The organism is Mesorhizobium sp. M0340, from assembly GCF_040321535.1.
GTDB lineage: Bacteria > Pseudomonadota > Alphaproteobacteria > Rhizobiales > Rhizobiaceae > Mesorhizobium.
The window spans coordinates 336110-349342 of sequence record NZ_JAMYRR010000003.1; the positions used below are offsets into that span (position 1 = coordinate 336110).

The 13233-nt window shown below is 62.5% G+C and carries 12 protein-coding genes and 1 riboswitch; of the genes, 5 read left to right on the plus strand and 7 right to left on the minus strand.

The annotated features are described in order from the left end of the window. Positions 1–70: 70 nt before the first annotated feature. Positions 71–595, minus strand: coding sequence for a GcrA family cell cycle regulator (locus tag NKI79_RS06345; RefSeq protein ID WP_352475925.1), 525 nt, complete (start codon positions 593–595; stop codon positions 71–73). A 355-nt stretch (positions 596–950) separates the two neighbouring features. On the opposite strand from NKI79_RS06345, the gene NKI79_RS06350 reads away from it, so the two are divergent. The 3 genes from NKI79_RS06350 to NKI79_RS06360 all read left to right on the plus strand — a co-directional run bounded on the left by NKI79_RS06350 (position 951) and on the right by NKI79_RS06360 (position 4249). Then, complete coding sequence (locus NKI79_RS06350) at positions 951–2150, plus strand: aspartate aminotransferase family protein (protein WP_352800517.1); 1200 nt, start codon at positions 951–953, stop codon at positions 2148–2150. A 14-nt stretch (positions 2151–2164) separates the two neighbouring features. Beyond that, a complete protein-coding gene (gene argF / locus NKI79_RS06355) occupies positions 2165–3076 on the plus strand; it encodes an ornithine carbamoyltransferase (RefSeq protein WP_254816329.1) in 912 nt (303 codons plus the stop codon). A gap of 162 nt (positions 3077–3238) precedes the next feature. Further along, on the plus strand, positions 3239–4249 hold the full coding sequence (locus NKI79_RS06360; RefSeq protein ID WP_352800519.1) for an Hsp33 family molecular chaperone: 1011 nt from the start codon (positions 3239–3241) through the stop codon (positions 4247–4249). Positions 4250–4255: 6 nt separating this feature from the next. Here the strand turns inward: NKI79_RS06360 and apaG are convergent, their stop codons facing one another. Then, the gene (gene apaG, locus NKI79_RS06365) at positions 4256–4648 is read right to left on the minus strand and encodes a Co2+/Mg2+ efflux facilitator ApaG/CorD (protein WP_254816331.1); all 393 of its coding nucleotides are present in this window, start codon (positions 4646–4648) and stop codon (positions 4256–4258) included. 228 nt (positions 4649–4876) lie between these two features. On the opposite strand from apaG, the gene NKI79_RS06370 reads away from it, so the two are divergent. Next, positions 4877–6031 (plus strand): ceramide glucosyltransferase, encoded by a 1155-nt coding sequence (locus tag NKI79_RS06370; protein ID WP_352800520.1) that lies wholly within the window; start codon positions 4877–4879, stop codon positions 6029–6031. 36 nt (positions 6032–6067) lie between these two features. Here NKI79_RS06370 and NKI79_RS06375 read toward each other — a convergent pair whose 3' ends face one another. Next, positions 6068–7258: an O-succinylhomoserine sulfhydrylase gene (locus tag NKI79_RS06375; protein ID WP_254816333.1), complete on the minus strand. Its 1191-nt coding sequence runs from the start codon at positions 7256–7258 to the stop codon at positions 6068–6070. Positions 7259–7328: 70 nt separating this feature from the next. Then, a riboswitch (SAM riboswitch) is annotated at positions 7329–7406 on the minus strand. 134 nt (positions 7407–7540) lie between these two features. Between NKI79_RS06375 and NKI79_RS06380 the strand changes: the two genes are divergently transcribed. Beyond that, positions 7541–8635: a 2'-deoxycytidine 5'-triphosphate deaminase gene (locus NKI79_RS06380; RefSeq protein WP_352800522.1), complete on the plus strand. Its 1095-nt coding sequence runs from the start codon at positions 7541–7543 to the stop codon at positions 8633–8635. Between the two features lie 16 nt (positions 8636–8651). Here NKI79_RS06380 and NKI79_RS06385 read toward each other — a convergent pair whose 3' ends face one another. The 4 genes from NKI79_RS06385 to mmsA all read right to left on the minus strand — a co-directional run bounded on the left by NKI79_RS06385 (position 8652) and on the right by mmsA (position 13136). Beyond that, entirely contained in the window at positions 8652–9104 is a 453-nt protein-coding gene (locus tag NKI79_RS06385) for a hypothetical protein (protein WP_352800524.1), read from the minus strand. 26 nt (positions 9105–9130) lie between these two features. Further along, a complete protein-coding gene (gene araD1 / locus NKI79_RS06390; protein ID WP_254816336.1) occupies positions 9131–10123 on the minus strand; it encodes an AraD1 family protein in 993 nt (330 codons plus the stop codon). Positions 10124–10314: 191 nt separating this feature from the next. Next, positions 10315–11607, minus strand: a complete 1293-nt coding sequence (gene mmsB / locus NKI79_RS06395; protein ID WP_352800526.1) for a multiple monosaccharide ABC transporter permease — start codon at positions 11605–11607, stop codon at positions 10315–10317. After that, positions 11604–13136, minus strand: coding sequence for a multiple monosaccharide ABC transporter ATP-binding protein (mmsA, locus tag NKI79_RS06400; RefSeq protein ID WP_254816338.1), 1533 nt, complete (start codon positions 13134–13136; stop codon positions 11604–11606). Before mmsA ends, mmsB begins: the two co-directional genes overlap by 4 nt. Positions 13137–13233 lie beyond the last annotated feature (97 nt).

A 13233-nucleotide genomic window follows, 5' to 3' on the forward strand; every position in this document is an offset into this window, starting at 1 on the left:
TGGGTTGTTGGCGAAACGACCCTTGTGAAGCGCTATCTTCCCCTACTGCCTACTCCCCAGTGCCTATCGCCTATCTATGCCGCCGCCGCTCCGATGCTGGCTGAAACGCCACGCGGGCGTGGTACTTGCAGTAGGGGCCGGTTTCGGCGGCGTCGTTGCCGCAGAAATGGAAATCTTCCGAAAGCGGATCGCCATTCGGCCATTTGCAGGTGCGCTCGTTCAGCTCGACGAGTTGCAGATGCCGCGAGATCGGCACGACGACGTTCTCGACCGGGCGGATATAGTGGCGCGCTACCGGTTCGGCATCGAACTGCGCCTTGAGCGCGGTCGCACCGATCGACATCGACGTGGTGGCATGGCGCGTGGCGCTTGCTGCCCGGGACACCGATTTCTGGATCGTCGATCCCTGTACCGTCTTCTTCTGGCGTGCCGGTGAGGCGGTCGTACGTCCGCGACCGGACAGTTTCAGCCGGTGCACTTTGCCGATGACGGCATTGCGGCTGACCCCGCCAAGCTGTGCGGCGATCTGGCTGGCGCTGAGGCCCTCCGACCACAATTTTCTGAGAAGTTCGACTCGCTCGTCAGTCCAGTTCATGAGACCGCGCTCCTGCTGAAACGTGCGGCAATCGGAATCCATTCCCGACCCGGCTTCTGCCGGGCAGACACCACATATATCGGGTGATTAGGTCCGCCGCACGAAATCTAGTTATTTCTCTACTACAATTACCTTATGCGCTGACTCGGTGACAAGAGTCCCAAGGCCAACACGAATCGGTTTTTTCGGTTTTCCCCAACTTGCCCGGTCGCTTATGAGCCGGCGTTATGCTGGAGGGCTTGCCGCACGTCCTTGCGCGACCTTTTCGTTGACTTCACGGCCGAAAAACACGATAAGCCACAAGGGCCGCCGCTTTGGCGGCTTTTTGATTTTTCCGGTTCCGGAGACGCATATAATGAGCGGTTCGGCGCTTTTCGAGACCTTTGTTCGCGCACCCCTGGCTTTCGACCACGGTGAAGGCACCTGGCTGGTCACCGATAAGGGCGAGCGATATCTCGATTTCGCCGGCGGGATCGCCGTCAATTCATTGGGCTATGGCCATCCGCATTTGGTCGCTGCCCTCACCGAGCAGGCCGCCAAGCTCTGGCACGTCTCCAATCTGTACGAGATTCCGGGACAGAGCCGGCTCGGCGAGCGGCTGGCCGACGCCAGCTTCGCCGACAAGGTGTTCTTCACCAATTCCGGCGCAGAGGCGCTCGAATGCGCCATCAAGACGGCGCGGCGCTACCACTTCGTCAAAGGCCATCCCGAGCGATACCGCACAATCACCTTCGAAGGCGCCTTCCACGGCCGTACCCTGGCGACCATCGCCGCCGGGGGCCAGTACAAATACCTGGAAGGTTTCGGCCCCAAGGTCGACGGCTTCGACCAGGTCGGCTTCGACGATGTGGATGCAGCCGAAAAGGCGATCACGCCTGAAACCGCGGCGATCCTGATCGAGCCGGTGCAAGGCGAGGGCGGCATCAGGCAAGTGCCGACGCAATCGCTGAAGCGGCTCAGGCAGCTCTGCGATCAGCACGGACTGCTTCTGATTTTCGACGAGGTCCAATGCGGCGTCGGCCGCACCGGAAAGCTGTTCGCGCATGAATGGGCGGGCGTCACCCCCGACCTGATGGCGGTGGCCAAGGGCATCGGCGGCGGCTTCCCGATGGGTGCCTGCCTCGCCACCGACGAGGCGGCGGTTGGCATGACCGCCGGCGTGCACGGCACCACCTTCGGCGGCAATCCGCTGGCGATGGCGGTCGGCAACGCCGTGCTCGACGTGGTGCTGGAAGACGGCTTTCTCGAGGACGTCCGGCGCAAGGCGCTGCTGTTGAAGCAGGGGCTTGCCGGTGTCGCCGACGAATTTCCGGATGTTATCGAAAGCATCAGGGGCACCGGCCTGATGCTTGGGCTTAAATGCGCGATGCCCAACACCAAGGTTACGGTGGCACTGCGTGACCAGCATCTCTTGACGGTTCCGGCCGGCGACAACGTTATCCGCCTGCTGCCGCCTCTCACCGTCACCGATGCCGAGATCCACGAGGCGCTCGAGCGCATCCGTGCCGGCGCCAAGAGCCTGGCGGATGCCATCGTCGCTGCCGCTGCGAAGTAATCCTGGAATTCCTGATGTCCCTTCGCCATTTTACCGATCTTTCTGCCGTTTCCGAAGGCGATCTGCGCTTCATGCTCGACGACGCAGCTGTGCGAAAGGCAAGGCTCAAGGCCGGAGAACGCAGCAAGCCGCTCGAGGGCAAGGTGCTGGCGATGATCTTCGACAAGCCGTCGACGCGCACGCGCGTATCGTTCGACGTCGGCATGCGGCAGTTGGGTGGCGAGACGATCATGCTGACCGGCACCGAGATGCAGCTTGGCCGCTCGGAGACCATTGCCGACACGGCCAAGGTGCTGTCGCGCTATGTCGATGCCATCATGATCCGCACCACCTCGCATGACCGGCTGTTGGAACTGACGGAAAACGCTACGGTCCCCGTCATCAACGGGCTGACCGACGAGACCCATCCCTGCCAGCTGATGGCCGACATCATGACCTTCGAAGAGCACCGCGGTCCGGTGGCCGGCAAGACGATCGCCTGGACCGGCGACGGCAACAACGTGCTGCATTCGCTCCTGGAGGCATCTGCGCGGTTCCATTTCAAGCTGAACGTCGCCGTGCCCGAGGGCAGCGAACCGGCTCAGAAGCATGTCGACTGGTCGAAAGCCAATGGCGGCAAGCTGAAATTCACCCGCTCGCCCGAGGAGGCCGTTCACGAGGCCGACTGCATCGTCACCGACTGCTGGGTGTCGATGGGCCAGGAGCACCGTGCCCGCGGCCACAATGTCTTCCTGCCCTATCAGGTCAATGCGGCACTGATGGCGAAAGCCAAGCCGGACGCGCTGTTCATGCACTGTCTGCCGGCGCATCGCGGTGAGGAGGTTACCGACGAGGTCATCGACGGACCGCATTCTGTGGTGTTCGATGAGGCCGAGAACCGGCTCCATGCCCAGAAGGCGGTCCTGGCCTGGTGCCTGGGCGCTTGATACGGGCCGCGATGATCCGGGCCGGCCTGATCTGCGCCGCCTTGATCTGGGCTGCCTTGATCCGGGAGTGGGTGGTGCCTATCTCAGGCGCATCACGCAAATCGAGCGCGTCTCGTCGCATGCGCGCCGGAGGGCGGCATCGCCGCGCCCCGGAGCTTTGTCATGTTGGAAACTCATCAATTGGCTGAACATAAACCCAAGCTCGGCGAATTCGGCTACGCCGGCGACGATCATGTCGTGCCGTTCGAGGTCGGCCCGCTCGACGTGCGCGGCCGCACCGTCCAGCTCGGGCCGATGCTCGACGCCATTCTCAGCCGCCACGACTATCCCGAGCCGGTCGCCCGGCTCCTGGCCGAAGCCTGTGTGCTGACGGTACTGCTCGGAACTTCGCTGAAATTCGAGGGCAAGTTCATTCTGCAGACCCGCACCGATGGGCCGGTCGACATGCTGGTCGCCGATTTCTCCACGCCGCACGCGCTGCGCGCGTATGCCCGCTTCGATGCCGACCGGCTGCAGGCTTTGACTTCGGCCGGCGAGACGTCACCGCAGACGCTGATCGGCAGCGGTGTCCTGGCGCTGACCATCGACCAGGGCGCTCACACGCAGCGCTACCAGGGCATCGTCCAGCTCCACGGCGTCACACTTGAAGATGCCGCACGCACCTATTTCCGCCAGTCGGAGCAGATTCCGACCGACCTCCGCCTTTCGGTTGCCAAGCTTCTGACGCCCGGCGTCGGCGGTGCCCGCGAGCAATGGCGGGCCGGTGGCCTGCTGGCACAATTCCTGCCGCAGTCGGCGGAGCGTATGCGCGTACCCGACCTTCCCGGGGGCGACGGCGATCCGCGTGAGGAAATCCACGACCCGACCGACAATTCCTGGCAGGAGCTGCTGGCGCTGCTTGGCACCATTGAACCGACCGAGCTGATCGATCCGACGATCGGCGCCGAACGGCTGCTTTACCGGCTTTTCCACGAGCATGGCGTCCGCGTGTTCGGCGGCGTGCCGGTCGCCGACCAGTGCTCATGCTCGAGGGAGAAGATCCGCGGCATTCTCGAAGACTTTTCCGCCGAGGAGATTAGGGACAGCAGCGAGGATGGCAGCATTCACGTCGCCTGCGAATTCTGCTCGAAGCAATATGACTTCGACCCGGCGGAGTTTGCAGCGGCTGGATGACGGCGGTCAATTGACGGTGCGCCGCGTGCCCGGCAAATCGAGCGAGAAGGCGGGGATGGCGACGTCGAACGTCTCGCCCCGCTTGTTGCGCATTGTGTAGTGCCCGACCATGATGCCGGACGGGGTCGAGAGCGGGCATCCGGACGTATACTGATAGCTGTCGCCGGGGTTGAGTCCGGGTTGCTCGCCGACGACCCCGGGGCCGCGCACTTCCTCGACTTTGCCGGTACCGTCGGTAATGTGCCAGTAGCGTGATAGAAGCTGCACGAACTCATCCGACTGATTGTCGATGGTCACCTGGTAGCCCCAGACATAGCGGTTTTGCGGCGGATCGGAGTGATCCTCCAGATAGAACGGCCTGACCTGCACTTCGATGTTGCGGGTGACGGCGCTGTACATAAACTGCTCCAAAGCAATGTAGATGGAACTTTCGATGCTCAGCGCAGTTTGGTCAACGATGCGCAGCATCTTCTTGCCCGATCTCAAGCGCAGGTGCCGAAAAACAATGTCATTTGAGTGACACATGACAATGATGGTGTGCAGGCTTGTGCCGGACGACTCAGCGTTCTGTCGAATTGTTGAAAACGGCTGTCATGCGGCCGGCATTTCTGGAGTGACCAGATCTCGATGGAACCGACATTCGCAGCCGCCCTCCTTTCCATAGCCCTCCTTCTTTCAAATCTCGCCAGCATCCTGTTAGCTTCGCAGAAGCTGAAGCGACCAGCCAGTATTGCACCGCCGGCGGCCAACGCGCCGCCGGTATCGATCGTCATCCCGGCGCGCGGCGTCGAGCCGTTTGCCGAAGAGACGCTGGAGCGCGCCTTCTCACTCGACTGGCCGCGCTATGAACTCATCTTCTGTGTCGCCCATGCCGACGACCCGGTGGTCAAGCCGATCACTGCCGCAATGGCGCGCTTTCCAGCTATTCGCGCGCGCCTTCTGGTCGGTGACGACCGCATCAGCGGCAATCCAAAACTCAACAATTGCGTGAAGGGTTGGGAGGCAGCGCGTTATCGCTGGGTCATCCTTGCCGATTCCAATGTGCTTATGCCGAGCGACTACGTCCAGCACCTGATGGCGGCGTGGCGGCATGACACCGGCCTCGTCTGCTCGACGCCAATCGGCTCGCGGCCGGACGGCTTCTGGGGGGAGGTCGAATGCGCCTTTCTCAACACGCTGCAGGCACGCTGGCAGTACGCTGGAGAGGCGCTCGGCCTCGGCTTCGCCCAGGGCAAGAGCATGTTGTGGAATAAGCCGATGCTCGATGCCAATGGCGGCATCCGCGCGCTTGCTGCCGAGATCGCCGAGGACGCCGCCGCGACCAAGCTGGTCAACGGGCTCGGACTGCGGGTCAATCTTGTCGCCTCTCCCTTCGAACAGCCGCTCGGCCGGCGCACGCTTGGCGAAATCTGGTCGCGGCAGGCGCGCTGGGCGCGGCTGCGCCGCGTCACCTTTGCACTGTTCTTTGCTCCCGAAATCCTGATCGGCGCGGCACCGCCGCTGGTGCTGGCGCTGATCGCGGCGGCTGACGCCGGCGTCAGCCTGCCGGCCACCGCCATCGCCGTGCTGGTCGCGGCCTACCTGCCGGAATGCGCCTTGGCCTCGGCCAAGAGATGGCACCTGTCGCCGCGCACGATCCCGGCGATGATGGCACGAGACCTGATGCTTCCCGCCATTTGGGCGCGCGGATGGCTGAGCGGCGCCGTCGACTGGCGCGGCAACGTGATGACTATCCAGACAAAGACCGTCGCGGAGCTGGAAGAGACCCCGTCCGGCGCCTGATCGGCACGTCCCCGCTCGCCTCTGTTCGGCCAGCCCTTATCCGGCAACTCTCAGTGCCTGCTCGATGTCTTCGAGCAGGTCGTCGGCGTCCTCAAGGCCGACTGACAGCCTGAGCGTTCCCGGTCCGATGCCGAGCTCGGCGCGGGCTTCATCAGTCAAGTTCTTGTGTGTGGTCGTCGCCGGATGGGTGATCAGGCTCTTGGCGTCGCCGAGATTGTTGGAAATCAGCACGACGTCGAGTGTGTTCTGGAAGGCAAAGGCCGCCTGCTTGCCGCCCTTCACATCGAAGCAAATCAGCGTCGAGCCGCCCGACATCTGCTTCTTGACCACGGCCGCTTGCGGGTGGTCGGCGCGGCCGGGATAGATGACGCGGGCGATTTGCGGGCGCTCGGCCAGGAAATCCGCGATGCGGCCGGCACTTTCCGTCTGCTGGCGTACGCGTAGCGGCAGCGTCTCCAGGCCTTTCAGCAGCGTCCAGGCATTGAAGGGCGAGAGGCTTGGGCCGGTGTGGCGGAAATAGTCATGCAGGTTCTCGTCGATCCATTTCTTGTCCGACAGAACGATGCCGCCAAGACAGCGCCCCTGGCCGTCAATATGCTTCGTGGCCGAATAGACGACGATGTGGGCGCCGAGTTGCAGCGGTTTCTGCTGCAAGGGCGTAGCGAAGACATTGTCGACGATCAGCCTGGCGCCGATCGAATTGGCAAGTGCCGCGACGGCGGCAATGTCGACTACCTCCAGCGTTGGATTGGTAGGGCTTTCCAGGAAAAACAGTTTGGTGTTTGGCTTGACCGCCTTTTCCCAATTGGCGATGTCGGTGCCGTCGACCAGCGTTGCCTCGATGCCGTATTTCGGCGCCAGCGTCTCGATCACCCAGCGGCAGGAGCCGAACAGCGCGCGCGCCGCCACGATATGGTCGCCCGCCTTGGCGCTACACAGCAGTGCTGCCGTCACCGCCGCCATGCCGGATGCCGTGGCGCGCGCGTCCTCGGCTCCTTCCAGCGCGCACATGCGTTTCTCAAACATGTCGACCGTCGGATTGGCATAGCGCGAATAGATGAAGCCCGGCTCCTCGCCCTTGAAGCGGGCCTCCGCCGCTTGCGCCGTCTCGTAGACATAGCCTTGGGTGAGATACATCGCCTCGGAGGTCTCGCCGAAGCCGGAACGCAGCGTCCCGGCATGCACGAGTGCGGTCTGAGGCTTCCAGTCGCGCTTCTTGGTCATCATTCCATCCAAACACCAAAATTGGTCCAAACAACAAAAAACCGGCCGCGAAAGTCGCAACCGGTCCATATGGCCTTGCGGCCCGACGGTCCTTTAGCGACTTGTTTAACGTGGCTGCAAGCCGACCGGCCAAATCACCACGGGATAACGAGCTTTAGACCCGCGCCACGCTTGCGTCAATTGCCGGCATGATTAAGAGGGTTGTACCAAGCAGGTGCCAAAGGCGTCCAGGTCGGACCTGCGACAGAACAAGACCTCGCCCGGCGTTCGAACGGAGCCAGACCCTTGCGGCAGACAGGCATTCTTCCCGATCAGGATATTTCCGCGCTGTTCCAGACGGGTGCGCTGAAATCGCCGCACATGCTCGATGCCGATCAGATCCAGCCGGCCAGCCTTGACCTCAGGCTCGGCGACAAGGCCTGGCGAGTGCGTGCTTCCTTCTTGCCCGGCCCGGACCACAGGGTTGTCGACAAGCTCGACCGGCTGAAGCTGCACGAGATCAACCTCGCCGGAGGTGCCGTGCTGGAAACCGGCTGCGTCTACATCGTGCCGCTGCTCGAAAGCCTGGCGCTGCCCGCCCATATTTCCGCCTCCGCCAACCCGAAAAGCTCGACCGGACGGCTCGATATCTTCACCCGGGTAATGACCGACCGTGGCCACGAGTTCGACAAGATCGCCGCCGGCTATGAAGGCCCGCTCTATCTGGAGGTCAGCCCGCGCACTTTCCCGATCGTCGTGCGGACCGGCTCGCGGCTGTCGCAGATCAGGTTCCGCACCGGCAATGCGCTCTTGTCGGAAAGCCAGCTGCACGAGTTGCACCGCGCCGAAATGTTGGTCGCCACCGAACCACCCAACATCTCAGGCGGCGGAATCGCGCTGTCGATCGATCTCGACGGCGACAAGGACGGGCTGGTCGGCTATCGAGGCAAGCACCACACCGGCCTGGTCGACGTCGACAAGCGCGCCGCGCAGGATGTCGTCGATTTCTGGGAGCCCATTTACAAGAGCGGTGCCGGCGAGCTGGTGCTCGATCCGGACGAATTCTATATTCTGGTGTCGCGCGAGGCGGTGCATGTGCCGCCACTCTACGCCGCCGAAATGACGCCTTTCGACCCGCTGGTCGGCGAGTTCCGCGTCCATTATGCCGGTTTCTTCGACCCGGGTTTCGGCCATTCGGCGTCGGGCGGCACCGGCAGCCGGGCGGTGCTCGAGGTGCGTAGCCACGAAGTGCCGTTCATCCTCGACCACGGCCAGATCGTCGGACGGTTGGTCTACGAGCACATGCTGAAACGGCCGCAGGCGCTCTACGGCACAGATCTCGGCTCGAACTATCAGGCGCAGGGTCTGAAACTGTCCAAGCATTTCCGCGCCGCGCGATGATCTTGTTCGCAAGCCGTCAGCCGCGAAACAGATATTCTTTCGCGGCGCCAAGGCAGCCATGAAACTGACCGACAAAGAGCAGTTCTCGCACTGCAAATCGCTTCTTCCCCCAAAATCCTCTGGTTTGCTTCTCGTCGTCAAGTGAGGCGCTTGAGCTGGACTGCAAGGGGAACAACTGCTTGCCGAGACATCCCAGCACATGGGCTCTGGCGGAGTCGATACCGCAGGCTCTGCCATTGTCGTTCAGTCTGTCAGCGCGGAGTGCGGACGTCATGCGATCCGCGTTGCGCATCAGAAAGCCCACTTGCGATTTCGAATAGCCGGTGGCCAGAAGCCGGTTAGTCATGGACATCCGGGCTTCGCGATAGGATTTTGCGCTGCATTGTCCGGCGCTGTAAGCCGACGGGGAGAAAAAGGCGAGGAACAGGACTAAACTTAGGGACACAGTGCCAATCCGCAGGCCGTTCATTTTCGTTCCTGAATTCTGTCACTAGTTTACAACGCCTTCACCGCCACCTTCACCGGCTGCTCGATTTCAAGCGGGTTGCGCAGCGGCAGGCCGAAATCCTGCGCCTCGATTTCAAATACGTCACCGGCCTCGGTCCTGATGCCGTCGGCGAAGGACAGCGTCGCCGTGCCGAACATGTGTACATGCACATCACCCGGCTGGCGGAAGGCCGAGTATTTGAAGTGGTGATGCTCGAGATTGCCAATGGTGTGCGACATGTTCGCCTCGCCCGACAGGAACGGCTTTTCCCAAAGCAGCTTGCCGTCGCGCAGGATGCGTGAAGCGCCGCGGATATCGGACGGCAGGTCGCCGATCAGGATCTCCGGGCCGAACGAAGCGTTGCGCAGCTTGGAATGGGCGAGGAAGAGATAGTTCACACGCTCGGTGACGTGGTCGGAAAACTCGTTCGACAGGGTGAAGCCGACGCGGAACGGGGCGCCGTCGTCGCCGATCACATAGATCCCGGCGATCTCCGGCTCCTCGCCGGCATCCTGGGCGAAGGCCGGCGACATAAGCGCCGCACCGGGCGCCACCGCCATGGTGCCGTTGCCCTTGTAGAACCATTCCGGCTGCACGCCGATCTGGCCCTTCGCCGGCTTGCCGCCCTCAAGCCCCATGCGGAACATCTTCATGGAATCGGTCAGCTGTTCCTCGCCGTCCGTGCTGAGCTTCTTGTGCATGGAATCGCGGGTCGCGGCGGAGCCGAGATGCGTCAGCCCGGTGCCGGTGAGATGGAGATGCGCCGGATCGGGATGGTTGATCGGCGACAGCAGCCGTCCCTTCTTGTAGGCTGCGTCCAGATCGATGGTTTCGCCGAAGCCCTTGCGCTCGATCAGGGCGACAAGCCCGCTGCCGGTGCGCGCGGCTTCCATCGCCAGCGAATAGACGCTGCGCGCGCCGTTGATGACGCGGGTCTTGCCGCCGTTGCGGGCAACGACGCGGATCGTCTCGGCGTCGTCGAGGATCTGTGAGATCAGCATGGTAACCCTCTCTGAATTGCGGGCTTGGCGTGCCTTTCTTGGCAAACCCTGCCCAGCGCGGCTCGGACCGTTGTCCGCGCCTCGGTTGAAATTCTTCGTCCGGATTGCGCTCGCGGATCAGGTCCCTCGAGGGACTTCTTTGCGTCGCCCGGCAGCGCCGCGATGTGACCCGTATGCCTCCTGGTTGCCTCTCAAGCCTTGTTCTTGTTGTAGACGTCGAAGACGACGGCGCCGAGCAGCACCAGGCCTTTGACCACCTGCTGCCAGTCGACATTGACGCCCATGATCGACATGCCGTTGTTCATGACGCCCATGATGAAGCCGCCGACCACCGCGCCGATGACCTGGCCGACGCCGCCCATCGCCGAAGCGCCACCGATGAACACCGCGGCGATGACGTCGAGCTCGCTGCCGAGGCCGGCCGCCGGCACAGCCTGCCCCAGGCGCGCTGCGATAATCAGGCCGCCGAGTGCCGACAGCACGCCCATATTGATGAACACCATCAACGTCAGCCGTTCGGTCTTGATGCCCGATAGCTGGGCTGCCTTGGCATTGCCGCCCATCGCATAGATGCGGCGGCCGATCGTCATGCGTTTGGTAACGAAGACGAACAACGCGATCAGCACGCCCATCACCATGAGAACGATGGGGAGGCCCCTGTAGGTGGCGAATTGGTAGACGAGAAACAGCGCCAGCGCGCTGATCACCAGGGTCTTGACGACGAACAGCGAGAAGGGCTCGGCTTCGTAGCCATGCTTCTCGCGGGTGCGCCGTGCCCTGAGCCCGAAATAGGCATAGGCGAGCACGGCGACGAGGCCGATCACGATCGTCGTCAGGTGCAGCGTGAGGCCGCTGCCGACAATGGTTTTGCCGGCGGCGTTCACGGTTGGCGGTATCAGCGTCAATGGGCCGATCAGGTCCGGAATGAAGCCGGAACTGAGCGCCTTGAAGCCGACGGGAAGCGGCCCCACGGAGGACCCGCCACCGAGCAGCGCCTGGCAGATGCCGCGGAAGATCAGCATGCCCGCCAGCGTGACGATAAAGCTCGGTATTCGGTGATAGGCAATCCAGTAGCCTTGTGCCGCGCCGATTGCGCCACCCACGATCAGGCAGATGATCGACACCACCAGCGGATTGCTCAATGGGCCAAGCGGCCAGATGACCATCATCATCGCCGCCAGCGCGCCGATGAAGCCGGCGACGGAGCCGACGCTGAGATCGATGTGACCCGAAACGATCACCAGAAGCATGCCCAGCGCCATCACGATGATGAAGCTGTTCTGCTGCACGAGATTGCTGAGGTTCACCGGCTTGAACAGCGTTCCGGACGTGGTGAACTGGAAGAACACCATGATTGCGATCAACGCCAGCACCAACCCGTATTCGCGCAGATTGGTGATCAGCGCCGAGACGGCAATGCGAGGTCCCTGTTGTAGATCCTGGGCAACGCCGGTCTGCGGCCCGGGAGCGCTTTCGGTGCTCATGATGCTTTTCCTTCTCCGCGGACGATGGCGCGCATTATCTTTTCCTGGCTGGCGTCGCTTGCCGCCATTTCGCCGACGATGCGTCCTTCGTTCATGACGTAGATGCGGTCGGTGATTCCGAGCAGTTCGGGCATTTCCGACGAGATGACGATGATTGCCTTACCCTCGGAGGCGAGACGCGCGATGATCGTATAGATTTCATATTTGGCGCCGACGTCGATACCACGTGTCGGCTCGTCGAGGATCAGCACTTCCGGATTGGCGAACAGCCATTTCGACAGCACCACCTTCTGCTGATTGCCGCCAGAAAGGTTGCCGGTCATCTGGTAGACGCTCGAGGCGCGAATATTGGTCCTGCCGCGATAATCGTTGGCGACCGAAAGCTCGCGCAAATCGTCGATCACGCCGTGGCGCGACACGCCGGGCAGATTGGCCAGCGTGATGTTGTGCTTGATGTGGTCGATCAGGTTGAGACCGTAAGTCTTGCGGTCCTCGGTAACGTAGGCGATGCCGTGTTCCACCGCCTTGCTCACCGAAGAGACGTCGATCGGCTTGCCGTTGAGGAACACCTCGCCGGTTATGCGGCGGCCGTAGGACCGGCCGAACAGGCTCATGGCAAACTCGGTCCGGCCGGCGCCCATGAGCCCGGCAATGCCGACCACTTCGCCCTTGCGGGCGTTGAGGTTGATGCCCTTGATGACCTGCCGCTCGGCATGGATGGGGTGGTAGACCGACCAGTTTTTCACTTCGAGAACGGTCTCGCCGATGTTCGGCTCGCGCGGCGGATAGCGATCGTCGAGCGAACGGCCGACCATCGAGGTGATGATGCGGTCCTCCGAGATGTCCTTCTTGGCCAGCGTCTCGATGGTCCGGCCGTCACGGATGATGGTGACTTTGTCGGCGACCCGGTTCACCTCGTTGAGCTTGTGCGAGATCAGGATAGAAGTGATGCCCTGCCGCTTGAATTCGAGCAGCAGATCGAGCAGCGCCTGGCTGTCCTTTTCGGACAGGCTCGCCGTCGGCTCGTCGAGAATGAGCAGCTTCACTTCCTTGCTGAGCGCCTTGGCGATCTCGACCAGCTGCTGCTTGCCGACGCCGATATTGGTGATCAGCGTGTTGGGGTCTTCCTTGAGGCCGACCTTCTTGAGCAGGGCGCTGGTGCGCGCCTCGTTGGCGTTCCAGTCGATGACGCCGTATCTGGCGTGCTCGTTGCCGAGAAAGATGTTTTCGGCGATCGACAGCATCGGCACCAGCGCAAGCTCCTGGTGGATGATGACGATGCCCTTGCGCTCGCTGTCGTGGATACCTTTGAAATGGCACTCGTCGCCGCGATAGATGATCTGGCCGTCGTAGGTGCCGGACGGATACACGCCCGACAGCACCTTCATCAGCGTCGACTTACCGGCGCCGTTCTCGCCGACCACGGCATGGATCTCGCCTTCCTCGACCATGAGCTTGACGTTCGACAGCGCCTTGACGCCGGGAAACGTCTTGGTGATGTCGCGCATCTCCAAAATCGTCGATGCCATTGAGAATACCACTCCTGCGAGGTCCGCAAACAATACCGGGCTGGCTCGCCAACGAAAAGGGGCCCTGCCTGCGCAGGACCCCAGGCTTTGTAACCGC